25 protein-coding genes and 1 riboswitch are annotated in these 23560 nt (G+C 43.7%); of the genes, 5 read left to right on the top strand and 20 right to left on the bottom strand.

Annotated elements, in window-relative coordinates; translation table 11 throughout:
* Nucleotides 1-35: 35 nt before the first annotated feature.
* Nucleotides 36-145: riboswitch (guanidine-I (ykkC/yxkD leader) on the bottom strand.
* 221 nt (nucleotides 146-366) lie between these two features.
* A complete protein-coding gene (locus ASE42_RS18545; RefSeq protein WP_080652936.1) occupies nucleotides 367-501 on the top strand; it encodes a YrzI family small protein in 135 nt (44 codons plus the stop codon).
* A gap of 229 nt (nucleotides 502-730) precedes the next feature.
* On the top strand, nucleotides 731-1774 hold the full coding sequence (locus ASE42_RS07245) for a bifunctional transcriptional activator/DNA repair enzyme AdaA (RefSeq protein ID WP_034623385.1): 1044 nt from the start codon (nucleotides 731-733) through the stop codon (nucleotides 1772-1774).
* Between the two features lie 14 nt (nucleotides 1775-1788).
* Here ASE42_RS07245 and ASE42_RS07240 read toward each other — a convergent pair whose 3' ends face one another.
* The 5 genes from ASE42_RS07240 to ASE42_RS07220 form a co-directional block, all read right to left on the bottom strand.
* A complete protein-coding gene (locus ASE42_RS07240) occupies nucleotides 1789-2334 on the bottom strand; it encodes a GNAT family N-acetyltransferase (protein ID WP_034623387.1) in 546 nt (181 codons plus the stop codon).
* A 17-nt stretch (nucleotides 2335-2351) separates the two neighbouring features.
* Entirely contained in the window at nucleotides 2352-2840 is a 489-nt protein-coding gene (locus ASE42_RS07235; protein WP_056766260.1) for a small multi-drug export protein, read from the bottom strand.
* 105 nt (nucleotides 2841-2945) lie between these two features.
* Nucleotides 2946-3704, bottom strand: a complete 759-nt coding sequence (locus ASE42_RS07230; protein ID WP_056766258.1) for an HAAS domain-containing protein — start codon at nucleotides 3702-3704, stop codon at nucleotides 2946-2948.
* Between the two features lie 4 nt (nucleotides 3705-3708).
* Nucleotides 3709-4035 carry a PadR family transcriptional regulator gene (locus ASE42_RS07225; protein ID WP_024424630.1) on the bottom strand — a complete coding sequence of 109 codons (327 nt, stop codon included), beginning with the start codon at nucleotides 4033-4035 and terminating at the stop codon, nucleotides 3709-3711.
* A gap of 114 nt (nucleotides 4036-4149) precedes the next feature.
* Nucleotides 4150-4671: an acyl-CoA thioesterase gene (locus tag ASE42_RS07220; protein WP_008346212.1), complete on the bottom strand. Its 522-nt coding sequence runs from the start codon at nucleotides 4669-4671 to the stop codon at nucleotides 4150-4152.
* A 179-nt stretch (nucleotides 4672-4850) separates the two neighbouring features.
* On the opposite strand from ASE42_RS07220, the gene ASE42_RS07215 reads away from it, so the two are divergent.
* A complete protein-coding gene (locus tag ASE42_RS07215; protein WP_056766256.1) occupies nucleotides 4851-5732 on the top strand; it encodes a dimethylarginine dimethylaminohydrolase family protein in 882 nt (293 codons plus the stop codon).
* A gap of 38 nt (nucleotides 5733-5770) precedes the next feature.
* Here ASE42_RS07215 and ASE42_RS07210 read toward each other — a convergent pair whose 3' ends face one another.
* From ASE42_RS07210 to proG, 10 genes are all read right to left on the bottom strand, one after another.
* Nucleotides 5771-6739, bottom strand: a complete 969-nt coding sequence (locus ASE42_RS07210) for an ABC transporter ATP-binding protein (protein ID WP_024426800.1) — start codon at nucleotides 6737-6739, stop codon at nucleotides 5771-5773.
* The gene (locus ASE42_RS07205; RefSeq protein ID WP_056766254.1) at nucleotides 6729-7646 is read right to left on the bottom strand and encodes a C40 family peptidase; all 918 of its coding nucleotides are present in this window, start codon (nucleotides 7644-7646) and stop codon (nucleotides 6729-6731) included. Before ASE42_RS07205 ends, ASE42_RS07210 begins: the two co-directional genes overlap by 11 nt.
* Nucleotides 7646-8725, bottom strand: coding sequence for a mandelate racemase/muconate lactonizing enzyme family protein (locus ASE42_RS07200; RefSeq protein ID WP_056766252.1), 1080 nt, complete (start codon nucleotides 8723-8725; stop codon nucleotides 7646-7648). The genes ASE42_RS07205 and ASE42_RS07200 overlap by 1 nt, the downstream gene beginning before the upstream one ends.
* Nucleotides 8722-9663 carry a S66 peptidase family protein gene (locus ASE42_RS07195; RefSeq protein ID WP_056766250.1) on the bottom strand — a complete coding sequence of 314 codons (942 nt, stop codon included), beginning with the start codon at nucleotides 9661-9663 and terminating at the stop codon, nucleotides 8722-8724. Before ASE42_RS07195 ends, ASE42_RS07200 begins: the two co-directional genes overlap by 4 nt.
* Nucleotides 9664-9974: 311 nt before the next feature.
* On the bottom strand, nucleotides 9975-11597 hold the full coding sequence (locus tag ASE42_RS07190) for a peptide ABC transporter substrate-binding protein (protein ID WP_056766248.1): 1623 nt from the start codon (nucleotides 11595-11597) through the stop codon (nucleotides 9975-9977).
* On the bottom strand, nucleotides 11597-12607 hold the full coding sequence (locus tag ASE42_RS07185) for an ABC transporter ATP-binding protein (protein ID WP_056766247.1): 1011 nt from the start codon (nucleotides 12605-12607) through the stop codon (nucleotides 11597-11599). The genes ASE42_RS07190 and ASE42_RS07185 overlap by 1 nt, the downstream gene beginning before the upstream one ends.
* Before the next feature lie 7 nt (nucleotides 12608-12614).
* Nucleotides 12615-13577 (bottom strand): ABC transporter permease, encoded by a 963-nt coding sequence (locus tag ASE42_RS07180; protein WP_024424622.1) that lies wholly within the window; start codon nucleotides 13575-13577, stop codon nucleotides 12615-12617.
* A complete protein-coding gene (locus tag ASE42_RS07175) occupies nucleotides 13574-14509 on the bottom strand; it encodes an ABC transporter permease (protein ID WP_041116384.1) in 936 nt (311 codons plus the stop codon). Before ASE42_RS07175 ends, ASE42_RS07180 begins: the two co-directional genes overlap by 4 nt.
* Nucleotides 14510-14527: 18 nt before the next feature.
* A complete protein-coding gene (locus ASE42_RS07170; protein ID WP_025092296.1) occupies nucleotides 14528-15352 on the bottom strand; it encodes a M55 family metallopeptidase in 825 nt (274 codons plus the stop codon).
* A gap of 189 nt (nucleotides 15353-15541) precedes the next feature.
* A complete protein-coding gene (gene proG / locus ASE42_RS07165; protein WP_056766246.1) occupies nucleotides 15542-16366 on the bottom strand; it encodes a pyrroline-5-carboxylate reductase ProG in 825 nt (274 codons plus the stop codon).
* A 168-nt stretch (nucleotides 16367-16534) separates the two neighbouring features.
* On the opposite strand from proG, the gene ASE42_RS07160 reads away from it, so the two are divergent.
* On the top strand, nucleotides 16535-17824 hold the full coding sequence (locus ASE42_RS07160; RefSeq protein ID WP_056766244.1) for a S1C family serine protease: 1290 nt from the start codon (nucleotides 16535-16537) through the stop codon (nucleotides 17822-17824).
* A gap of 33 nt (nucleotides 17825-17857) precedes the next feature.
* On the opposite strand, the gene ASE42_RS07155 is transcribed toward ASE42_RS07160, so the two are convergent.
* Nucleotides 17858-18814 carry a ring-cleaving dioxygenase gene (locus ASE42_RS07155; RefSeq protein WP_056766242.1) on the bottom strand — a complete coding sequence of 319 codons (957 nt, stop codon included), beginning with the start codon at nucleotides 18812-18814 and terminating at the stop codon, nucleotides 17858-17860.
* A gap of 329 nt (nucleotides 18815-19143) precedes the next feature.
* Between ASE42_RS07155 and ASE42_RS07150 the strand changes: the two genes are divergently transcribed.
* Nucleotides 19144-20469 carry an APC family permease gene (locus ASE42_RS07150; RefSeq protein ID WP_025092292.1) on the top strand — a complete coding sequence of 442 codons (1326 nt, stop codon included), beginning with the start codon at nucleotides 19144-19146 and terminating at the stop codon, nucleotides 20467-20469.
* 174 nt (nucleotides 20470-20643) lie between these two features.
* On the opposite strand, the gene ASE42_RS07145 is transcribed toward ASE42_RS07150, so the two are convergent.
* The 4 genes from ASE42_RS07145 to ASE42_RS07130 all read right to left on the bottom strand — a co-directional run bounded on the left by ASE42_RS07145 (nucleotide 20644) and on the right by ASE42_RS07130 (nucleotide 23551).
* Nucleotides 20644-20973, bottom strand: coding sequence for a bh protein (locus tag ASE42_RS07145; protein WP_034281483.1), 330 nt, complete (start codon nucleotides 20971-20973; stop codon nucleotides 20644-20646).
* A 63-nt stretch (nucleotides 20974-21036) separates the two neighbouring features.
* A complete protein-coding gene (locus ASE42_RS07140) occupies nucleotides 21037-21993 on the bottom strand; it encodes a sugar-binding transcriptional regulator (RefSeq protein ID WP_056766240.1) in 957 nt (318 codons plus the stop codon).
* A 93-nt stretch (nucleotides 21994-22086) separates the two neighbouring features.
* A complete protein-coding gene (locus ASE42_RS07135) occupies nucleotides 22087-22872 on the bottom strand; it encodes an SDR family NAD(P)-dependent oxidoreductase (RefSeq protein ID WP_034281482.1) in 786 nt (261 codons plus the stop codon).
* Nucleotides 22850-23551 carry an SDR family NAD(P)-dependent oxidoreductase gene (locus ASE42_RS07130; protein WP_175579094.1) on the bottom strand — a complete coding sequence of 234 codons (702 nt, stop codon included), beginning with the start codon at nucleotides 23549-23551 and terminating at the stop codon, nucleotides 22850-22852. The genes ASE42_RS07135 and ASE42_RS07130 overlap by 23 nt, the downstream gene beginning before the upstream one ends.
* Nucleotides 23552-23560 lie beyond the last annotated feature (9 nt).

The following is a 23560-nucleotide window of genomic DNA, read 5'->3' as shown; positions in this document are numbered from 1 at the left end:
AATAAAAAAAGCCCGGAAATCGATCGTTTGATCAAATCTCCCGGGCTTTTATCCCTCCGTGTCCATACGGTCTATTGTCTAGACCCTATGTGTTTTCTCTCGGTCCAGACTGCGCCACCCGCACGGAACCCTAGAAAACCATTTCTTAATAAGCAGATCTACTTAAAGCAGATTCTGTGTGTCAAAATTGTATCACACCCCGAAATACCGGTCTACCGCTTTGCTTTCCACATGCAAATATACTTGTTCATTTTTCGAAAGAATTTTTATGGAACCGCCGTATACTAAGTGTTAGAAACAGGTCCACTGATAAAGAAGATTTGCGGGCTGTTTCGCGTGCTGCGGACTGAAGGGAAATGAGCGTATATGACAATCCATTTATTTTTTATCACATTGACGATCAAGCGGAAATACAAGGACATGGAGACCGTACTTTACGAACAAGAAGTTGAAGCATTTTATGAAGAAATGAAACAAAAGCAGCTAAAATATATGAACTAAAACAGGAATGAGAAAAGGAGGAGATTGACATGTTTATGATGCTTGATTGTAAAAAGGATCTATTCCGCATTCCTTAAAGCCCGGATACGTCAATGATCACATCGCTGATATAATGAAATCAGATTGATGTGATGAACGTTCAACTTTAGGATGATGTATTTACAGATCATCCGTCGTACCCCAAACAATGCTGAAAAACATTTTATAGAAAATCAAGAGGTGGCTTCATATGATGATGACCGATGAACAAAAACATGAATTTTATCAAGCACTTGTTGACAAGAATCCGCAATATGACGGCACATTCTTTGCCTGTATTAAGACAACCGGTATCTTCTGTCATGCCACATGTACGGCCAGAAAGCCAAAATTTGAAAACTGTGAGTTTTTCTTTACAGCGGAGGAAGCACTGCTGGCAGGGTATCGCCCGTGCAAGCGCTGCACACCATTAACATACCCTAACAGCATTCCTGAAGAAGTCAAAACACTCGTTTCAGCAGTAGAAAAAAATCCTGAGAAACGCTGGAAGGAAGAGGACTTCCGCCAATTAGGGATTCACTCTGCCACAGCTCGAAGAAAGTTTAAAGACATTTACGGCATGACCTTTGTTCAATATGCAAGATCACGCCGAATGGGACTTGCCTTTAAAGAAATTTTGAACGGAAAAAAAGTAATCGATCAGCAGGTCACTTTCGGCTATGAATCTTCAAGTGCCTTCAATGATGCATTTACAAAAATCATGGGAAATCCTCCCAAAAAAGCGCAGATTCACATTCTCTATGCTAATTTTATTTCCACACCGATCGGGCGGATGATGAGTGTGACAGATACCACACATGTGTATTTACTGGAGTTTATGGACAGGCGGGGACTCGAAAAAGAAATTGAAACATTAAGAAAGAAGCATCATGCCCGCATTTTAGTTGGAGAAACAAACGTCCATCAGCAATTAGCAAAGGAATTGGCCTTATATTTTGAGAAAAAGCTGACCAAGTTTACTGTACCGCTTTCTTTACATGGCACCCCTTTTCAAATGAAGGTGTGGGACCAGCTCTCACGCATTCCAGCAGGCGAAACGAGATCCTATCGAGATCTAGCCACGAAACTAGGCGATCCGCATTTGGTTCGTGCTGTCGGTAATGCAAATGGTGCCAATCAATTGGCGATTATCATTCCCTGCCACCGCGTGATTCAAACAAGTGGTGAGCTTGGAGGCTACGGCGGAGGGATTGAACGGAAGAAATATTTGCTTCAGTTAGAACAGCGTGCATAAAAAAACGGCTCTGCTTATTCGGTAAGCGAGCCGTTTTCTCCGTTACGGGTGATGCTGTATACATCAACGATTTGGTCCCATTTTGAAATGGTTTTTTCTTTTTTCATGCCCATTTTTAAAGCGACCTTCACCGACGCTTCATTCTCAGGACGAATTAGGCTGACCATCCGTCTGACCTTCATTTCTTCAAATCCATAGGTAAGGCAGCCTTTTGCAGCCTCAGCAGCATAGCCATTCCCCCACGCCGCTTTCTTTAGCATATAGCCAATCTCAAGCTCGGTTTGTCCTTCAATGTTTTGCAGGACAATGCCGCTTTGTCCAAGTCGTTCATTTGTTTCTTTATCTTCAATGATCCATAGCGAGGTGTGGTACATGCGGTCATTTTTTTGATTCCATGCAATCCACTCTTTTGTCTGCTGTTCATCCTTCAAAGAAGGATAATACTTCATCACTTCTTCATCCTGAAACAGCTCGTCATATAAAAATGACGCATCATGTTCATTCATCGTTCTCAGTTTCAGGCGCTCTGTTTCAAATACTGTTCTTGTTTGAACTGTCATTGATGATCCCCCCTTTTTTACTTGCTAAAAATATCTCCGAACAATCCATTTGAATCTGGGGCAAAGTAATGGAAGCCCGCACCGGTTAAACTTGCAGCCAGCGCTGTCCACATCATTAAACTGACAGTCATCCACACCGCGACTTGCTTTCTTTTCGTTCCAAAGCTCATGCACATCAAGGCTGCTAAATGACTGCCGATGATAAAAGGACCAATGAACGCTAACCCAGGCAGACCGTATCGTTCCCAAATTTTTCTCGCCCGCAGCTGCTTTTTCTCTCCTTTTTCATCACCTTTTTCCTCTTTTCTTTTTAACCACCACGCTTTAAACCGGTCCACGAACACAATGAGAAGCAAGACTGTCAAAAAGTTGCCGATGAATCCAATCACAGCCGTTGTCACAGGATGCAGCCCACTTAAGATTGCGAATGGAACGACACCAATCACTTCAAAAAAAGGCAAGGCAGCCAATACAAAAACGAGTACATATCCCCATACAATATCCAAAAACAGAACCCCTTTTCATTTTTGTCCTCTCCCCATTGTAATGAAAAATACAATTCCATTTCTACATTTTTTTAGAAAAAGAAAAGCACATCGGATAGGATGTGCTCAGTTTACATTCGTATTTTCATTTTTCTTATTTGTCCGGCGCAGTACAATGAATATAAGCCCTATTAAAATCACAATAGATAGCAGACTTTGCAGCAAAATCACACTTGGTGACGTCCAGCCAATCCATTCGAAGATGAGCTGCGGTCCGAAAAAGATAATCGGAATCAATGAAACGACATTCGCCTTTAAGATTGCATTAAATACAACGATACATAGCAGCATGAGCAAAATGACGCCCCACCTCTGGCCAGAAGTAAGGACAAGTAGTGGTGTGCCGACTTTTTGATCCAATAGTTTGATTGTCACCATCGCTGTCAGCTGAAAGATTCCTAACATCCAAAAGTAGAGAAATACCCGGCTGCTTGTTTGAAAGGCGGACGCTCTAAACATCACAATGATCATGATAACATTGGCCACTAAAACGAGCGGATATCCAATCAAAGCAAACCAAGAATAGGATAAGTTTTGGCTGATTGCATCTGCTAAAATCATGTAAAAAAGCGATCCAATTAAGAAAGCACTGACGAACGGCACCCAGTCTTTATGATTCCCTGACAGCTCTTTTGCCAGTTCATCAGCATAGCTCCGCGGATCTCCGCCGAACACATCCTCACCTGTTTTGCCGTCTTTTTCAGCCGCAACCGCATGTGCTGTCAGTTCGTCCATCAGCTCATCGATTTCATCCTGATTTTTTCCCTTTGATATGAGATAAAGTTGCAGCTCTAGTAGAATGTGTCTTGTTTCTTTTGATACCATAATCTCACTTCCCTTTTTGTAATAAGCGGTTTACATTTTTTGAAAGCTCATTCCAGCGGTCAATAAACTCTGTGAGCGCTTGTTCTCCCGCTTGTGTGAGCGTATAGTATTTCCTTTTCGGGCCGGTCGCTGACGCTTTTGTGACGGTGGTCACCAGCTGTTCCTTTTGCATACGCAGCAAAATCGGATAGATACTGCCTTCACTTATTTGATCAAACCCATAATGCGCGAGCTTCTTCGTCATTTCATACCCATAAATTTCGCCCTCAGAAATAATCGACAGCAGGCAGCCTTCTAAAATTCCTTTTAGCATTTGTGTGGATGTTGTCATGATTGTTCCTCCGATTCCAGTACCTTGCATCACAAGATAGCTTTATCTTACCATACACTATCTTGCCATGCAAGATACCATTCCAGAAAAAAATCACCGCTTAAAGGGTGATTTTTACGCCCAAGGCTTATCTGTCCCAAGTGCGTCAGCAAGCGCCTTACTATGCTTTCGGCGGCTTTTTCTTTCCTCTGCCCGCTGCTTCGCTGTTTGATGAAGCATGATCTCTTCCTCTGTTTCCGGCATCACCTGCGGGACTCGTTTAGGCTTTCCGTTTTCATCTAATGAGACAAATGTCAGAAATGAAGTTGCTGCGAGTCTGCGCTCTCCAGACATCAAGTTTTCTTTAATGACTTTGACGAACACTTCCATAGAAGACGTGCCCACCCATGTGACATAGGATTCCAAGCATACGGACTCCTTTTGTCCAATCGGCTCTAAAAAGTCAACAGAATCCATTGAAGCTGTGACCGTTTCACTGCGGCTGTGTCTTGCAGCCGAGATGGAGGCAATGTCATCTATATAACTCATTAATTTCCCGCCAAATAACGTTTGGTGGTTATTCGTATCGAGAGGGAACACCCTGCTGGTTTTAACAACTTTCGATTCCTTGCAGTATTTGAAATTTTCTTCACTCATCATCATAGCTCCTTCTTGCTGTTTTCGTGGATGCGGAACGACTTTTATTAAACACTATTCTTTTAGGTTTGTCTAAACTTTTAGCTTTAGTCTTATGTGAGAGATTTTCTTTCGGAAATGTTTCAACCATGGCTAGAAGAAGGAATAATAGAACTATGAATGAACAAGGAGGCCATTTGATGGATTCTATGAGAGCAGAGCAATTATACAAAATGCCACAATGCATGAGTGAATACGACGATTTAGAAGAAGTTCTTTTATGCAGTCCTATTTATATGGAAATCAAACAAATTATTAACGAAACCCAGAAACATTTTGCGAAAGAAAATATTTCTCAAATGAAAGCAGTCGCTCAGCATAAGCAATTGATCCAAACCCTTAAAGAGAATCAAGTACGGCCCATCCTGCTCCCGGCGAATGACCGCTTCCCTGAGCAAGTCTTCACTCGGGATATTGGGTTTACGATTGGACATACATTGTTTGTTTCAAGTATGGCCGCTCCGGTTCGGCAAGGGGAAGAACAATACCTAAAAGAATGGGCACACGCAAAAGGGTGGTCAGCTGTCACTTTGACAGACGGAACGATTGAAGGCGGCGATGTGCTTGTGGATCAGAACCGTGTGTTTGTTGGCACGAGCAAAAGAACTAGTCCAGCCGCTATCTACCAGCTCAAAAAGGAGCTGCCGGATCATGACATCATTCCGATTCACCTTCCTCCTCACATTTTGCATCTTGATTGTGTGATGAATATTCTGTCTCATGATGAGTTATTAATTTACCCTGAAGCGCTCAAGCAAAAGGACCTTCAGCTGCTCAAAACGTATTATAATTTGATTGAAATCAGTGAACAAGAGCAATTCACACTTGGACCAAATGTTTTATCCATTGGGCAGAAAAAAGTGATCAGCTTGCCCAGCAACCAAGAAACAAATGCTGCGTTAACCGCTCACGGATACACCGTTATTGAAGTGGAATTTTCTGAAATTATTAAATCTGGCGGCTCTTTCAGATGCTGCACATTGCCTATTCGGCGTTCATCTATTAAAAAAGCCAGCATGTAGAACAGCTTGTCTACTTGCTGGCTTTTGTCTAGCTTGTCCTATTTTCTATTATATAAATGACAGGCGACTTCATGTCCTTCTTCCACCGCTTGTAATGCCGGCTTTTTTTCAGCACACACATCCATTGCGGCAGGGCATCTTGTTCGAAATACACAGCCGCTTGGCGGGTTCACTGGACTTGGAATTTCTCCTTTTAAAATAAACCTTTTGCGCTTGTCCTCTACGTCAGGATCTGGAATGGGGATTGCAGACAGCAAGGCTTGTGTATATGGGTGAAGCGGTGTTTGATATAATGCATCGCTTGTCGTCAACTCGACGAGATGGCCTAAATACATCACACCGATCCGGTCACTAATATATTTCACCATTGACAAGTCATGTGCAATAAAGAGAAATGTTAATCCTTCCTCTTTTTGCAGTTTTTTCAGCAGATTCACGACCTGCGCTTGAACGGAGACGTCTAGTGCAGAAATCGGCTCATCTGCGACAATAAACTTTGGCGCTAAGGCAAGTGCTCTTGCAATGCCGATTCTCTGCCTCTGTCCTCCGCTAAATTCGTGCGGATAGCGGGTAGCAAAATCATAGCTTAATCCTACCGCTTCGAGCAGTTCTTTCACGCGGGCAATCCTTTTCTTTTGACTCCCATAAAGCTGATGAATCTCCATTGGCTCAAGCATAATATCTTTTACTGACAGTCTTGGATTTAACGAGGAATACGGATCTTGAAAGACCATTTGCATTTGCCGGTTGAAATCAAATGATTCTTTTTTAGAAAGGTGGTGAAGACTTTTCCCTTCATATAAGGCTTCACCATCTGTTGGTTCATAAAGACGCATGAGTACTTTTCCAAGTGTGGATTTGCCGCAGCCAGACTCACCAACGAGACCAAAGGTTTCACCTTGTTTCAGCTGAAAAGAGACACCATCCAGCGCTTTTAAGGTTCTCCCTTTCGATAGATGAAAATGTTTTTTAAGGTTGTTTACTTGTAAAAGTGGTTCAACTGTCATGTTCGCTCCTCCTCTCACTTGGTAAATACCGCCTTGCACCTGCCCATTCCTTTTCATATGAAGTGCCAGGAAGGGAAAGAAGCTCAATTTGTCTGCCGGTTTTAGGCGAATGAAGCATCATCCCATCCCCAGCGTAGATCCCTACATGACGGACCGCTCCCTTTCCGTTTTCATTTGCAAAAAACAGCAAGTCACCTTGTTCTAAATGGCTTGATGTAACCGGCGTTCCTTGAACTGCTTGGTCACTTGCGTCTCTCGGCAAAAGATATCCGCACGCTTTGTACATACTGTAAGCAAAGCCTGAACAATCATAGCCAAAGCTGCTCATGCCTCCCCATAAATAAGAAAGGCCAATAAATTGTTTTCCTGCGTCTACGACATCTTTGCCGGTCATAGAGAAAGCTTGCGATACTGGGCGTACATCCGCTTTGTTGATTTCTCTTATTCCTACTGGGGTGACAACATGAAATTGATCATCTGTTTCTTTGGCGGCTGCCAGCTCTGTTAAAAAGCTAATCTCCATATCAGGTTCCCCGTTTTGATAGAGTGTGGCTTTTTTCTGACAAACGATAAGAGATGCAGCTGACGCACTTCCCTCTGTTACTTGTTTTAATTGCTCAGCAGGTATATAGCCTGGATAGCCTTGCGGATGTTTCCGGCTGGCCTGCTGCGGTATGACGACTTTCATCCAGCCATCTGTCTCTTCTAATCCAATCACTCGTCCGCCGAGCAGTACTTGAGATTGAATCAAATTCTCTTCACATAAAGCCAGCTTTTCTTCATATGTTTGCTGGTCAATCCATTCTTTGATGTTGATGGAGTCCTGAAGTACCTTTCGATCGATTTCTCGGGGAGACTGCGGCGCTGTCCAAACGTTAGCGACTGGAACCTTTGATTCGTATATCATCATGAGACTCCTTTCACCCCTTGAATGCCTAACCCATGATGCAGCGGTAAAAATATATCTTTTCCTTTGTACACGATTCCTCCGTCTATCATGTCCTCTTTCAGCATAAGCGGGGCATCAAAATCGCAGCGGGTGATATTCGGCTGGCTTGCGGCGAAATGTGCCGCTGCTGTAATGCCAAGCTTTGACTCAATCATACTGCCAACCATGCACTGAACACCGTATGCTTCGGCAAGGGCATTGATTTTTAATGCTTCTTTTATGCCGCCTGATTTCATTAATTTTAAATTGATCAGATCACAGCTTCTCATTTCAAGCACCTTGATCGCATCATGAAAACTGAAAATACTTTCGTCTGCCATGATCAATGTTTCAGTTGCTTCCGTCACACGGCGCAGGCCTTCGATATCTTCTTTCGGCACTGGCTGTTCTACTAGTTCAATATTCAGCGCTTCCATTTTTCGAATAGCTATGATCGCTTCCTTCCACGTCCAGCCCTGGTTTGCATCGAGCCTGATCTGAATATCTGGTCCGACTTTTTCTCGAATCCGTTTGATCCGCTGAATGTCCGTGTGTATATCATCTTTTCCTACTTTGATCTTTAACGTCTGAAAGCCTTCAGCTGCGTATTGCTTCGCATCTTCTGCCATCTCAAGCGGCCGGTTTACACTGACCGTATAGTCGGTTTCGAGCTGATGACGATATCCGCCAAGGTATTGATAAAGCGGAAGTCCTGCCTGCTTTGCTAAGCCATCATAAATGGCCATATCGATTGCAGCTTTTGCGCTTGTGTTGCTTGCGAGCACGCGGTTCATAGCAGAAAAGATTTGTTCATACTCTGCCAAGGAAGCCCCGAGCAAAATGGGTCTGATCACTTCACAGATGGCATAGTCGATGCTTTCCAGCGTTTCTCCTGTAATCACCGATGTGGGAACTGCCTCTCCGTAGCTGACATCACCTTGATCATATGTGATGATAACGATCAGAGATGCTGCGTCATACACCGTTCTTAAAGCGGTTTTGAAAGGCTTTTTTAGCGGTACACTCGTTCTGCATGTACGAACATCGACAATTTTCATTTAATCGCCTCTTTCGCTGCAACGCCTGGAGAAATGTGCAGTTTTTTCCCTGCGGCATCTAGTGTAGCCTGCACGCCCATCGGAAAGGCAAAGTTCGGTGATGAATGACCGATCCGAAAGCCGCCGAGTGCGGGTTTCTTTTGCGGCACAATATAGGTTTCCCACAGCTGTTCCAAGGTTAAGGACTGGTCTTTCTTTTTTGGTTCACATTGATGAAAATCTCCAATGATGAATCCAGCCGCATCATCCAATTTTCCAGCAGAGGTGAGGTGCTGCATCATACGATCGATTTTATAAGGCTCTTCGTCAATATCTTCAATGAACAACAGCTTTCCCTTCGTATCAATTTCAAAAGGTGTACCAAGTGTTGTCACGATGAGAGCAAGATTCCCTCCTATGATGTCACCTGAAACGGTGCCGGGGTAGAAAGTATGAAGAGGTGACAAGTGATGCGTATACGTAAAGGCCTTCGGCGTGAACAGCTGCAAAAAGGTATCCTTCGTATACGGATGGACCTCTTCAAGTCCCACATCAGAGGAAAGCATTGGACCATGAAAGGTCACAAGACCGGTCTGCTGCTGGATGGCCGTATGTAAAAACGTAATGTCACTATAACCCCAAAAGATCTTTGGATTCCGGCGAATGAGGTCATAATCAATGGCTTCCGCAAGTCTTCCAGTTCCGTACCCTCCGCAGGCACAAATAACTGCTTTGACTTCTGGATCTTGAAACATGCCATGAAGATCTTCCACTCTTTCATGATCACGCCCTGCTAAATACCCGTACCGGGAATCGAGATACTTCCCTTTTTTCACCTTTAGCCCAAGGCTCTCTAAAAAGGCAATCCCTTTTGCTAATTTCAATTCATCAGGCGGGCTTGCTGGTGCGATAATCCCCACCGTATCCCCTGTTTGAAGCGCCGCTGGCAGCTGGTTCATGCCAATCCCCTCTTTCTCTTTATTTCTTACAATCTATGGGCATTTTCTCCATAACATGAACAAATAAAGGAACAGACGCTTCTGTTCAAAGCGTCCCATATTGTTGACAAAGGGCTAAAATGATCTTTATTTTAGCCCTTTGTCTTCTATTCAGCGTGACCTGAAAACCTTTGCAGCCCTAGGAAGGACGAGCATCGGAGCGAATTTGACATTCGTGAGCACCGGAGCGCAGGACTGACAAAGAATGCGAGGATTTGTCCGCGCGCTGAGACGCTTTTGTTCAAAGCGTCCGTGTCCCTCATTCCCTTCAATTACTCTCCATCTACTTGTGCCCATTTCAAATCGATATACCCAACAGGGTGGCGGACAATTCCCTTCACGCCCTCTTTTTGCAAATGAACTTGGTTATAAAAATGAATTGGAATGATTGGTGCTTCTTCAATGAGAAGTGCCTCTGCATCATGAAGGATGCTGTTTCTTTTTTGTTCATCTGCTTCCTGACTCGCCTTTTTCATCAGCTGATCATAGGTGTCGTTTGACCATCCAGTCCGGTTCATCGCATTCCCTGTTTGAAAGCTCTCTAGGAAATTAATCGGATCTGCATAGTCTGCTAAAAATGAACTTTGCGAGAATTGAAATTTCAGCGCCTTTTGATCTTCTGCAAATACATTGGCTTCCATGTTTGCAAGCTTCACGTCCACACCCAGCGCTTCTTTTAGTTGCTGCTGGATGGCTTCAGCTTTTTTCTTGTTCTCAGGCTTTGTACTATATGTCAATGTGACGGGCGGCAGCTTTGAATAGTTCTCTTCTTTCAGCCCTTTTTCTAATAGTTTTGCAGCTTCACTCGTATCTTGTTTGACAAGATCGCCGCCAGCTTCTCTGAAATCCTCACCCTTTGAATCTAGAATCCCCGGTGAAACGAAGGCGCGAGCTGGCTTCTCTTTATTTTTCGTGACATAATCCACGATATCTTGCGGATTGATCGCCATTTGAAAGGCTTTGCGAATGTTCTTATTTTGAAAAGGTTCCATGTTCACATTCAGACGATAAAAGAATAGTCCAGCCTGATCTTCAATTTGTACATCTTTATTTTTCAGCAAATTTTCACTTTGTTCTGCTGGAACGAAGGCAGTATCTAAATCTCCCGATTGATACATTTGATAATCAGTGTTTCGATCACTGATCATCAGCCACTTTACCTGATCCAGCTTGACTGATTTTTTGTCCCAATATGTCTCACTTTTTTCCATAGTGAAGCTCTCATCATGCTTCCAATCTGTCAGCTGAAACGGTCCATTCCCAACAAAGGTTTTGGCATCCTTTGCCCAGTTTGGATCCTTCTCTGCTACCTTCTCATTGACAGGGAAAAAGGCAGGGTTTGCGGTCATATTTAAGAACGATTTCTGCGGGTATGCCAGTGTGACCTTTAGCGTTTTGTCATTTTCAGCACTGACTTTTACATCCTCTTTCTTTCCTTTTCCGCTGTTAAATGCCTCTCCGCCTTCAATCATGTAAGCTAAGAACGATGCAGAAGAGCCTGTTTTCGGATCAAGCAGACGCTTCCACGCATATTCAAAGTCACTCGCTTTCACTGGATCACCATTCGACCACTTGATGCCGTCTCTTAAATGAAATGTGTACGTTTTTCCATCCTCTGAAATTTCCCATTTTTCCGCCATTGCAGGAGATGGTTCGTGCTTTTCATTCAGTCTTGTTAATCCCTCCATTAAGTTATTCAGACCTTGCCACGATACATTATTAAAACCAATCGGCGGGTCAAATGACGTCGGTTCGTTTTCGTTATTTAAGGTTAATACTTTCTTTTCATTCTTGTTGCTTGATGATCCTTTACCTGCTTGCTCATTGGCTGTACATCCTGCGAGCAGCATGATGATGAACAAACAAACACTAATGATCCACCCTTTTTTTCTCATCAAAAACTCCCCCTTTGTGTTGAAGATAACATCGCTTGGTTCGCTCGCTCATCCTGGAGCCAGCAATGCACTGTATGAGTAGGTGACCGCTGCGTTTCGTGCGGCATGATATGATCACACACTTTCATGGCAGCCGGGCAGCGATCGGTATACGGACAGCCCTTTGGCGGTGCAAATAAATCAGGCGGGCTTCCTTCAATCGGAATCAGTTCATCTTTCATATCAAGTCTTGGAACGGATTGCAGGAGTCCTTTTGTATAAGGATGCTGCGGACTGTAAAAAATATCTTGCCTTGTTCCGGTTTCAACCATTTTCCCTCCGTACATGACTGCTACCCGGTCGGCAACTTGGGCTACGACCCCTAAGTCGTGTGTGATTAAGATAATGGTAACCCCTGTTTTCCTCTGAATCTCTTTAAACAGTTCTAAAATTTGTGCCTGTATGGTCACATCCAGCGCGGTCGTCGGTTCATCTGCGATCAGCACCTTTGGCTCACAAATCAGTGCCATGGCAATCATGAGCCGCTGCCTCATTCCCCCGCTGAATTGGTGCGGGTATTGCTTTAATCTCTCCTTCGGCTGCGGAATACCAACCAAATCAAGCATCTGTATGGCAGCTTCTTTCACTTCTTTTTTCGTCAGCTTTTGATGCTCCTTCGCCGCCTCCATCAGCTGATCCCCTATTGTCAAGGTAGGGTTCAGTGCCGTCATCGGATCTTGGAAGATCATCGAAATATCGACACCTCGTATGGCGCGCATTTCTTTTTCAGATAATGACAACAAGTTGCGGTCTTGAAACCAGATTTCTCCCTGATCGACATGCGCGCTGTATGCAGGCAGAAGCCTCATAATGCTTTGTGATGTCACACTTTTCCCGCAGCCTGATTCTCCCACAATGGCTAAGGTTTCTTTTTCATATACATCGACATTCACTCCGCGTACTGCTTGAACTGAACCGCCGTATGTCCGAAAGCTGACGTGCAGATCGATGATTTGTAGAACTTTTTTCAAAGCGCCATCACCTCTTCATCTTTGGATCAAGCGCATCTTGCAAGCCATCACCTAAATTGTTAAAGCAAAACATCGTGAGTGAAATAAAAAATGCTGGAAAAAATAAACGCCACCAATGTCCATTGTCTGACAGCACAGTCGGCAAAGCATCATTGGCCATCACGCCCCAGCTTGCAAACGGTGCCTGAATACCTAACCCGAGAAAGCTTAGGAACGCTTCAGCAAATATCGCGGTCGGCACAGTCAGGGTCATCTGAACGATAATCGGCCCCATCGTATTCGGCAGCAGGTTGCGGCGAATGATCCGCAGGCTTTTGGCACCAAAGGTCTTTGAGGCAAGGACATATTCCTGGCTTTTCAGCTGAAGAACCTGACCTCTCACAATTCTTGCCATTCCAATCCATCCGGTGACAGTGAGCGCTACAATAATGGTGACAAGCCCTGGACCCATCAGCACCATCAATAAAATGACGACAAGTAAATAAGGAAGTCCGTAGAGCACCTCGACAATCCGCATCATGACATGGTCATAGCGTCCGCCTTTATAACCGGCTATGCCCCCATAAATCACACCGATGGCAAAATCAATCAAGGCTGCCATGACACCCACAAATAACGAAATGCGAGCTCCGTACCAAGTACGAGTAAACACATCTCGTCCAAGCTCATCTGTTCCAAACCAATGAGCAGCCGAGGGCGGCAGATTTTGCATCGAAAGACGCTGCTCTGTCACACTATTTGGTGCAAGCAATGGACCTAAGACTGCCATGACAAAAAGAAAAATCAAAACCGATAGACTAAACATCGCAAGCTTATTTTGCTTCAGCCGCCTCCATGTATCTGCCCAATAGGAAAGAGAGGGTCTTTTAATGGCATGGGCTTCTGTTTTCTTTTGCTCTCGAGGAGAAAACCATTCGTCCGGCACTTCAGGATGCCTGTTCGGTGGATCATGCTGAAGGTGTATACTCATGCCTTTCCTCCTTTCTGATGCAGCTGAATCCTTGGATCAAGGAGACGATACGCCACATCGACAATGAAGAGAAGTGTGATTAAAATAATGCTGTAAAAAACAGTGGTTCCCATGATGACAGGATAATCACGGTTGTTTATGCTCTCGACAAAGTATTTTCCCATTCCAGGAATGGCAAATATTTTTTCAATGACAAAACTTCCTGTTAAAATACTTGCGACAAGTGTTCCAAGAATGGTCACAACGGGTAAAAGTGCATTCCGAAGCGCATGTTTAAATACAATTTTAAAGGGAGAAAGTCCTTTTGCTTTGGCCGTACGGATATAGTCTTGCGACAGCACTTCAATCATGCTCGACCTCGTTAACCTGGCGATAATGGCCATTGGGCCAACAGCAAGGGCGATTGTAGGCAGCACCATATGCATTGGACTTGTCCACATCGCTGTAGGAAAGAGCTTCAAATTGACAGCAAGCTGCTGAATTAATAAGGTAGCAAAGATAAAGTTTGGAATGGATATACCGAATACAGCAATCGTCATGGCGATGTAATCAATCAAACCATTATGCCGGAGGGCAGCCATAACCCCTAGCAGGATGCCAGAGATGACAGCAATCAATATTGAGATAAGACCAAGTTCTAATGAGACTGGGAAGCCTCTCGCCAATAGATCATTGACACTTTCAGAAGGCTTTTTAATGGAAGGACCAAAATCAAAGGTAACAATGGATTTTAAATAAATGACATATTGAACATAGAGTGGTTCGTCTAAGTGATAGTAGCTTTCGAGGTTTCGCTGGACGGTTTCGTTTGTATTTCGTTCTTCATTGAAAGGCGATCCTGGGATGACCTTCATTAGAATAAACGTTAAAGTCGTAATCGTTAAGATCGTAGCGATCATCGCAATAAAACGCTTGAGCAAAAAGCTGGCCATCTGCTGTCTCCCCCTCGCTTAACAAAATGTTGTACGTGCGGCAAGCTCTGTCATGACAAGCATTGCTTGATAGGCTTCTAATATATTGTCTGCCTGGTACGTCACCGTCGTTGTTCCTTCTATGATGGCAGTACCGGGCATTAAATTCGCCCATTCAGCTTGTCCATAATTGGCAAACTCAATCTTAAGCAGCGGCTGATCAGGAGGCGTCAGCGGCTTCATTTGATCAATCTGTTTCATCGCGGCTTCCACTTGCTGCGAGATTTGTTGATTGACTTTGGCTGGAGGTAAGCATTTCACAGCAGATCTTGAGATGGTCTCTTTCACTGCCACTGTTTTCACACCAGGCATCAGCTTTTCTGCCTCAAGTGCTGCTTGATCATCCCCGCAAACAAGAATCACCGGCACACCATAGTAGCCTGCCACATACGCATTAAAGCCCATTTCACCAATTGGATGATCATTTATGTAAAAATGTCTGACCCCAAAAATCATACTGTGTGACATTACACCTTTCATTGATGCCCTTGCATGATAGCCTAAAAAAACAGCTGCATCATAGGTTTGATCCAATCCTTGCACCATTGAATAAGGCTTTACGTCACCTGATATGAGAACTGCCTCTTCATGCAGCTCTTCGATCAAAAGATTATTCATTTTAGAATGACTGTCATTGACCAAAATGTCGGTGGCACCATGCTGGACAAGCGCCTCTACACAGGCGTTCACTTCACCCGTCATAATGCGTCTGCCACGCTCATAGTTATGCTGGCGTGAATCAACAAATGTATGATCAGCTAGACCAGTAATTCCCTCCATATCGACAGATAGATAGAGCTTCATTCCCATCCCCCTTTAATTAAACATAAAATTTGTGTATATTTTTCTAAATTTTCTAAAAAATTATATGAGAACTTGATTGATTTTTCAATACAATGTCCGAAAATAAGGAGTTTAGACTCAGATAATACAGGTCAAAAGGATTTTTTAGAAAGGATTTTTTTAACAAATAAAACACCACTAACTATGTCTTTAGTGGTGTTTATCCGCTTCGTTGATCTGAGATTTCAGCTGTTCATATTTCTTCATGGTTTGTGTAAATAAATCATCAAACATCTGAGGTGCCTGCTGTTGAATGACCTCAGCACCTTCTCCTGTAATTCCCCCTTTTGTCGCCACTCTATCGACAGTTTCAGCAAAGGTTAGGCCTCGTTCTACGAGGACCTGGCCAGTTCCTAAAAGGGCATACGTTAAAAATTCATTCGCTTCCTCTAAGGAAAGATCACTATTTCTCACAGCCGCTTTCGCCATTTCTTCAAAAAGAGCAGCGATAAAACCAGGAGATGAGCTTGTCAAATTGCTCGCCGCATCAAACCGGTCTTCCTCTACTTCCCTGACGATGCTAAAAGCTGAAAGCAGCCGGTGCAAACGCTCCTTGTCCTCACGTCCTGCGGCTGCACCATGCGCAACAAGGGATACGCCTGTCCCAACAGCTGACGTGAGCGTTGGGATGTATCTGGATACTGGCTGCGCTGTATGCGCCTGTAACTTTTCTAATGTCACAGCTGCTGCTACTGACACAATATGTACCGCTCTCCCTTTAGAAGGCAGCTGATCCAGAACATTTAGTACAGCAAGCGGCGGCACGCAGACAAACAATATATCACATGACGCAGAAAGTTCGTCTAATGAACAAATGTTGATTTCTTGGTGCTTTTCTTTGAGCTGATGAAGGCGCTCCGTTTTACTTCTTGTATGGATCATGATTTGATGAGCATTCAGCACCCCATTTTCCAGCCACTTTTGCACCATCATATCAGCCATACTTCCATATCCAATGATTCCAATTGTCTCCACAGTTTAATCTCCTCTATCTTGCTTAGATTCACTACTTATTTTAACAATTTCCCACAATGTTTTCATTTTTATCCCACACTTTTTTCATACGATAAAGTCAGTCCCCACCACATACGGTAAAACACCCAAACACATACATGAAAAAATCATTGAAAGAGAGTGATTGAAATGACACAGCACAAAGATGACAAACAAACAATTGAACAACCTCAAAAACAGAAAAAGCCAAACGGCTGGTTTAAGCCATTTGTCAGCGGTGTTGTAGGCGGTACATTAGCGTTAGGTGTCTACGTTCTTACGCCATATGCTCAGCATTCATCAGACAGCACCGCAAATGATTCGGCAGCGAAAACTGAAGCAGTATCGACAAATCACACGAATTCGTCAAAAACAACAGCCGTCCAAACATCAAATTCATCAAGCAGCATCTCCAGCATGGTCGAAAATGTATCACCAGCTATTGTCGGCATTACAAACTACCAAGCGCAAACTCAAACAGACACGAGCTTTGGCGATTTCAGTACGCCTTTCGATGAATCACAGCAAAACAAAAGCAGTCAAGAGGAAGAAACCGGTACAGGCTCAGGAGTGATTTTCAAAAAATCAGGCAATAAAGCCTATATCTTAACAAACAACCACGTCATTGAAGGCGCAAATAAACTAACCGTATCCTTACACGATGGCAAAACCATTGAAGGAAAACTCGTTGGAGCTGATCCGCTCACTGACTTAGCCGTTGTGGAAATTAGCAGCAGTCATGTGACAAAGGTTGCGGCATTAGGCAATTCCTCCTCACTGCGTGCTGGGGAAACCGTCATTGCGATCGGAAACCCGCTTGGTGAAGATCTTTCAAGAACGGTGACACAAGGAATTGTCAGCGGCGTCGACCGAACAGTCTCTATGAACACATCAGCAGGCGAAAGCAGCATTAATGTCATTCAAACAGATGCAGCTATTAATCCTGGTAACAGCGGCGGTCCGCTTCTGACGACAGACGGAAAGGTTGTGGGGATCACGAGTATGAAAATCTCTGAAACAGGTGTTGAAGGCATTGGGTTCGCACTGCCAATCAATGATGTCAAACCAATCGCTGACCAGCTTCTCACAAAAGGAAAAATTGAACGTCCATATATCGGCATCAGCATGCTGGATCTCGAACAAGTTCCAGATGTGTATCAAAAAGAAACTCTCGGACTTAAAAGCAGTCAGCTCAATCAAGGCGTGTATGTCAAAGATATCGCCGCAGGTTCACCTGCCGCCAAAGCTGGCTTAAAGTCAGAGGATGTCATTACCGGCATCAATGGAAAACAAATCAAAACTGGCAGTGAATTACGTCATGAGCTATACACGAATGCAAAAGTAGGAGATACCGTGAGCATCACCCTCATTCGAAACGGAAAACAAGAAACAAAGCAGGTCACATTAACACAATCTGAATCTAAGCAGGTCAGTTCCTAATGAAAAAGCAGCTCAGTTGATGAGCTGCTTTTTTTATGACGACTGAATTGGCGTTAATCTTTGTTCAATTTCTGCTCGTTTATGCTCTAGGAACGGCGGAAGGGCTAATTGATCGCCAAGTACATCCACCCCTTCATCGACTGTAAACCCAGGACCATCTGTTGAAATTTCAAATAAAATACCATTTGGCTCTCTAAAGTAAAGAGCTTTAAAGTAAAAGCGTTCTACAACACCAGAGTTCGTAAAGCCTGCTTTTGATATTTTTTCATACCATTTTTCAAGCTCTTCTGCATCCTTCACGCGAAATGCGACGTGATGCACACTGCCTCTGCCGGAACGTTCAGAAGGCCCTTCTGTTTTTTCAATCACATGAATTTCTGTTCCAGCACCGCCATTTCCTGATTCAAAAATGGTCACGATCTCACCATCATTTGATTGTTCACGTGCTCTTTCAGTGAATCCAAGGATGTCTGTTAAAACACGGATCGTCTTATCAGCTTCTGCAACAGTTAATTCAACTGGACCTAAACCTCTAATCGCATACTCTGCCGGAATATCGTCATGCACTGGCGGTGAGCCTGCCTCTTGCGTATTCGGTTCTACTGTTAAAAACAGCTGCTGCCCTTCTGGGTCTTTAAAACGCAAAGCAGGTCTTCCGCCTCTCAAGGAAGCTGTTTCTTGCTGCACGCCTTTATCTTCAAACCGCTTTTCCCAAAACGTGAGTGCCTCTTCAGAAGAAACGAGAAGACCTGTGCTTGTGATCGCATTTGTCCCTTCCAAACGGCGGGCAAGCATTGGAATTTCAAAGAATGTTAGCTCTGTTCCTGGTGAAGCGACCTCATCTCCATAAAACAAATGATACATAGACGGGTCATCCTGATTGACTGTTTTCTTTACAAGTTTTAAGCCAAGGATTTGGCGGTAGAAATCAACATTTTTCTGAGCATTGGCTGTTAACGCAGATACGTGGTGAATCCCATTGATTTTCATTATTTTCACTCCTATTTTAAAATATCTTGAATTCGAGATAATATCCTTATGAATAAAATAGTTCATTTTTCAAAAAAAGTCAACCATTTGGCTGCACGTTTACTGGATGTTCGGTTTCCGGTCATTAAATTAACATTAAATCAAAAATAAACTTTTATTGTTCGTTTTTAACACAACATTTACCCTAATATCTCCAATAAATGAACACTTTTAAATACAAATACGAAAATCAGAAAATTTTTTTAATTCTTATTTTCCTAAAATCGTATTACAATGAACAAAATACATGTCACAGTAACGTATGAAAGTGATGCAGGAGGTCGTGTGTAATGAACAAAGAACAACCAGCGTTAAAACAAGACATCGGCTTATTTTTCGCCCTATCTCTTGTCATCGGGACCATTATCGGGTCAGGCGTCTTTATGAAGCCAGGCAACGTCCTTTCCTATTCAGGAAGCTCAGACATCGCATTATTCGCTTGGCTGTTAGGTGGGATCTTAACCCTTGCAGGCGGACTGACTGTCGCTGAAATTGGTACACAAATCCCGAGAACCGGCGGTTTGTACGCCTATCTTGAAGAAGTGTATGGTGAATTTTGGGGCTACTTATGCGGCTGGGTGCAGATTATTATTTACGGACCTGCCATCATTGGTGCACTTGGTCTTTATTTTGGTTCATTATTAGCCAATTTATTTTCTCTTTCGACTTTATGGTCTACAACGATCGGCATTATCACCGTTTTATTTTTATGTATCATTAACATCATGGGAACAAAATACGGCGGATTTGTTCAGGGGCTGACCACTATCGGAAAGCTTGTCCCTATTGCCGCGATTATTGTGTTTGGCATATGGAAAGGTAACGAAAACATCTTCATGGCCGTCAACGATAGTATCGCTCAAATGAACTTCGGTGCAGCGATTTTGGCTACGCTGTTTGCCTATGATGGCTGGATTTTACTTGCTGCGCTTGGTGGTGAAATGAAAAACCCTGAGAAACTGCTTCCTCGCGCGATGGCAGGCGGAATTTTAATCGTGACGGCTTGTTATCTCTTTATTAATGTCGCACTTTTGCACGTACTGCCAGCTGATCAAATTGTCCAGTTAGGTGAAAATGCGACAAGCACTGCTGCTACCATGCTCTTTGGACCAATTGGCGGGAAAATCATTAGTATTGGGATCATCATCAGTATCTTTGGCTGTTTGAACGGAAAGGTTCTTTCATTCCCACGTGTGATTTTTGCGATGGCAGAGCGAAAGCAGATTCCTTTCGCCAACGCGATTTCGCGGATTCACCCAACGTTTAAAACACCTTGGATCGCTGTATTTGTGCAAATTTTGATCGCCATTGTGTTTATGATCGTCAGCAATCCAGAGAAGCTGTCTGAGGTGTCGATTTTCATGATCTACATCTTTTATGTCATGGCCTTTTTCGCCGTCTTTAAGCTGAGAAAACAAAACAGCGGAATGAAGCGTGCGTACAGTGTACCACTTTACCCGCTGACACCGATCATTGCGATTATCGGTTCATTATTCGTTTTAATCAGCACCATGATCACCGATTGGAAAAGCTGCCTGATCTCCATGCTGATCGGGATGGCCGGACTGCCTATTTATTATTATATGAAAAAAGCACAAAAAAAAGCAGAGCACTAAGCAGTGCTCTGCTTTTTTTCCTTCTTCTCAGCGTAATAGAAAACCTTTGCAGTGTAGGAAAGACGAGTACCGGGGCGGAGAGAATGTGACATTCGTGAGCACAGGAACAGAGGCCTGACAAAAAATGCGAGGGTTTGCCTACACGCTGAAGCAGAGCGCTAAACGGTCTCTGCTTCATTTTTTATATTGTTTGATCACTTTGTATGATTCGTTTAAATATCTCATGAGCCGGTATGGCTTACTAAGCACGCGGATTGGGAGTCTTGAGATAAATCCATTCAGGTTCGACTTATATTCCTGCGTGATCCGCTTTGGCTTTGTTGCTATTTTCTCGTATACTTCCTTGTAAAATTCCTTCATGATGTCGACTTGCACACTGATCTTTTGATGACACTCTGTACACTCAACGCTTTTCATCTGATCATTCACATAAACGATGCTGTGGAGGGTCTCTTCTTGGCACCGAGTACAGTGTAGGTTTGCTTCCATTTCGGTTTGCTTCAAGATACACAGCTCCTTTCTCGTTTGATGTTGCTCTTGTTATACTATTCGAACGCTGCCAGTCTTTTATTGAACGGATGCTTCCTTTAAAATGGCTGCCGCCGTTAGTTCGTCTGTCACCAGTACTTGGATGAAGCCGCCATTTAAAGCCCCTAAAATGCTCTCAGCTTTATGGGTTCCTTCTACAACAGCGACGACCGTTTTGACGCTCTTTAATTGTTCCAGCGATAAGCCAATGACCTTTTGATTCAGTTCATCTTGAACAGGTTTTCCTTCTCCATCAAAGAAACGAAAGCCAATATCACCGACAGCCCCTGATTGCCTTAAACCAGATAAGTCCTCTTCTTTTAAATAACCGACTGTTTTTAAAGTTGACCCTTTATGCGGGTTGCCAATACCGATGAGGGCAATATCCACATTTCTGCCTTCTTCAAGCACAGCTTCTATGTCCTGCATCGCCATAAGCCGTTCTTTTAATTCTTCTGTTTCTAAAATCGCAGGGGCATATAAATAGGAACACGTGCCGTTCATTTTCTTTGCCAGCTCATATGCCAGCTGATTGGCATGAATGTCGACCGCCTGCCTGCCCATTCCGCCTTCTAAAGGAATGACCTTCACATCATTTCTTCGTTCAAAAGGATATTCTTTGACAAGCTCAGCAAGCGTCGTGCCCCATGAAATACCGATTTTCTCCGCATTTTTCATGTTTTTAGACAAATAATAGGCGCCTGCTTGACCGACTGCCCGCTTCACCATCTCAGACATTGTCCCGACACTTGGGACAACGACCGCATCTGTTAATTGAAAGGTTGTTTCTAGCTGCTTTTCAAGTTCCACTGTATGAATGCTTTCGTCTTTAATGTACACTTCAACGATTCCCACATCTTTTGCTTTTTGTAAGAGCTTTGAAATGACTGGTCTTGAGACATTGAGCTTTTTTGCAATTTCCTGCTGCGTCCACCCGTCTGTATAATAAAGATGAGCAACTTTGACGAGCTGTCGTCTTTCTTCCCAATTCAGCATGTGACATCATCCTTTTAATATACTATGATTACCAGTATACCAAACATTCGTTTCCAATTGGAACAATTGTTATGAAAATGACAAAAAGAGCGATTAACTCTCCGCTCTTTTTCCCTCAGTATATTTCGGCTGATACGTTCTCCCTCCGTCTAACAGGATAATTTGTCCGTGCAAATAACTCCCCTCGCCACGTGTGAGAAATAAAGTGAGTCCTGCAATATCCTCAGGCTTTCCTAATCTTCCGATGGGAATAAGTGATTGCAGCTGCCGTTTCTCCTCTACAGTAGGATAGAGCGTATCAAGCATTTGAGATTCAATGACGCGGGGGGCAATCACATTGATGCGTATATGATGCGAGCCTAGTTCTTTTACGAGCGAACGCATCAATCCAAAAGCCCCTGCTTTTGATGCATAATATTGAATACCGCCGCCTGATCCGGTGATTGCCGATCCCGATCCAATAATGACAACACTGCCTTCCTCCCGCTCACACATATAGGGTGCCAGCGCTTTGATGCAATAGTAAAGACCATATAAGTTCACAGCCAGTGTCTTTTTCCAAAGTGAAAAATCGACTTCTAAAAAAGGCAGTGATTTTGTCATTCCTGCTGAATACACAAGGTGAGCAATACCGCCCAGCTCCCTTTCAGCTGCTGATATCATTTGCTGAACACTTTCCCACGATGAAACGTCAGCTTGAAATATCAGCAGCTGAGGATACTGTGTCTTTAAGAGCGAAAGTCCCTTTTCATCTATATCTGACACGGCGACTTGGTGCCCTTCTTTTAAAAATCGCTCAGCAATTTCTTTTCCGATCCCTTGGGCTCCGCCAACGATGAGAACTGGTTTTTGAACATTAGCCAGCACTCTCACCCCCATCAAGCATAATCGCCGCACCATCTGTAAATGCACCATAGGATGTACTGAGAAACACCGTCATATGGGCCACAGTCTCCTTGATTTGCTCTGTATCAGGAACCAAATCAAGAGGCGGCGGCAGCAGCGCAAGCACCCGGATGCCTTTGTCTTTAAATTCTCTTGCTAACCCTTTTGTCATGGCATTCAGCATAGAATTTGATGTAGCATGTGAGATCCCGCCATCCCCTGTGATACTGCCTGATGACGATATATTAATGATGCAGCCTTGCTTCTGATCAACCATATGCCATACGGCAGCCTGACTGGAAAGAAAAACGGTATTCACAGCCGATTCCACTTCATCCACCCACTCATCTGGGCTCACGTCATCAAGCTCCGCGTCCGCTCCTTGTTCAGCTTGATTGACCAAAATATCCAGTTTACCGCATGTATCAATCACTTGCCTCAGCATCCGTGTGGCATCACGCGGCGTTTCCAGCGGGTTCTGAATGATACTCGCTTGACCGCCCATTTTTTGAATGTCTTCACGAATGGTTTTAGCCTTTGATTCATCATGAAACGTGTGTAAAAAAACATGTGCACCTGCCCTGGCTAAAGCCAGGCAGATGGCTTCTCCAAATCCATCTGTGCTACCTGTCACAAGTGCCGCTTTCTGATGAAGCTGGACGTGCACATGCATCTCCTCCCT

This window comes from Bacillus sp. Root920 (genome assembly GCF_001429445.1).
Lineage (GTDB): Bacteria > Bacillota > Bacilli > Bacillales > Bacillaceae > Bacillus > Bacillus safensis.
The sequence above is the reverse complement of the archived record's forward strand: the minus strand, read 5'-3'. Positions and strand labels throughout refer to the sequence as shown.

What these genes read in the sequence shown, in the direction of transcription:
- ASE42_RS07150 (WP_025092292.1), top strand. Translation starts at nt 19,144, where the DNA reads ATGAACAAAGAACAACCAGCGTTAAAACAAGACATCGGCTTATTTTTC.
- ASE42_RS07205 (WP_056766254.1), bottom strand. Translation starts at nt 7,646, where the DNA reads ATGATATACGAATCAAAGGTTCCAGTCGCTAACGTTTGGACAGCGCCG.
- ASE42_RS07240 (WP_034623387.1), bottom strand. Translation starts at nt 2,334, where the DNA reads ATGACAGTTCAAACAAGAACAGTATTTGAAACAGAGCGCCTGAAACTG.
- ASE42_RS07130 (WP_175579094.1), bottom strand. Translation starts at nt 23,551, where the DNA reads ATGCATGTGCACGTCCAGCTTCATCAGAAAGCGGCACTTGTGACAGGT.
- ASE42_RS07210 (WP_024426800.1), bottom strand. Translation starts at nt 6,739, where the DNA reads ATGACAGTTGAACCACTTTTACAAGTAAACAACCTTAAAAAACATTTT.
- ASE42_RS07135 (WP_034281482.1), bottom strand. Translation starts at nt 22,872, where the DNA reads ATGGGGGTGAGAGTGCTGGCTAATGTTCAAAAACCAGTTCTCATCGTT.
- ASE42_RS18545 (WP_080652936.1), top strand. Translation starts at nt 367, where the DNA reads ATGACAATCCATTTATTTTTTATCACATTGACGATCAAGCGGAAATAC.
- ASE42_RS07180 (WP_024424622.1), bottom strand. Translation starts at nt 13,577, where the DNA reads ATGAGTATACACCTTCAGCATGATCCACCGAACAGGCATCCTGAAGTG.
- ASE42_RS07215 (WP_056766256.1), top strand. Translation starts at nt 4,851, where the DNA reads ATGGATTCTATGAGAGCAGAGCAATTATACAAAATGCCACAATGCATG.
- ASE42_RS07140 (WP_056766240.1), bottom strand. Translation starts at nt 21,993, where the DNA reads ATGCTGAATTGGGAAGAAAGACGACAGCTCGTCAAAGTTGCTCATCTT.
- ASE42_RS07225 (WP_024424630.1), bottom strand. Translation starts at nt 4,035, where the DNA reads ATGACAACATCCACACAAATGCTAAAAGGAATTTTAGAAGGCTGCCTG.
- ASE42_RS07220 (WP_008346212.1), bottom strand. Translation starts at nt 4,671, where the DNA reads ATGAGTGAAGAAAATTTCAAATACTGCAAGGAATCGAAAGTTGTTAAA.
- ASE42_RS07175 (WP_041116384.1), bottom strand. Translation starts at nt 14,509, where the DNA reads ATGGCCAGCTTTTTGCTCAAGCGTTTTATTGCGATGATCGCTACGATC.
- ASE42_RS07200 (WP_056766252.1), bottom strand. Translation starts at nt 8,725, where the DNA reads ATGAAAATTGTCGATGTTCGTACATGCAGAACGAGTGTACCGCTAAAA.
- ASE42_RS07155 (WP_056766242.1), bottom strand. Translation starts at nt 18,814, where the DNA reads ATGAAAATCAATGGGATTCACCACGTATCTGCGTTAACAGCCAATGCT.
- ASE42_RS07170 (WP_025092296.1), bottom strand. Translation starts at nt 15,352, where the DNA reads ATGAAGCTCTATCTATCTGTCGATATGGAGGGAATTACTGGTCTAGCT.
- ASE42_RS07195 (WP_056766250.1), bottom strand. Translation starts at nt 9,663, where the DNA reads ATGAACCAGCTGCCAGCGGCGCTTCAAACAGGGGATACGGTGGGGATT.
- ASE42_RS07190 (WP_056766248.1), bottom strand. Translation starts at nt 11,597, where the DNA reads ATGAGAAAAAAAGGGTGGATCATTAGTGTTTGTTTGTTCATCATCATG.
- ASE42_RS07245 (WP_034623385.1), top strand. Translation starts at nt 731, where the DNA reads ATGATGATGACCGATGAACAAAAACATGAATTTTATCAAGCACTTGTT.
- ASE42_RS07230 (WP_056766258.1), bottom strand. Translation starts at nt 3,704, where the DNA reads ATGGTATCAAAAGAAACAAGACACATTCTACTAGAGCTGCAACTTTAT.
- ASE42_RS07160 (WP_056766244.1), top strand. Translation starts at nt 16,535, where the DNA reads ATGACACAGCACAAAGATGACAAACAAACAATTGAACAACCTCAAAAA.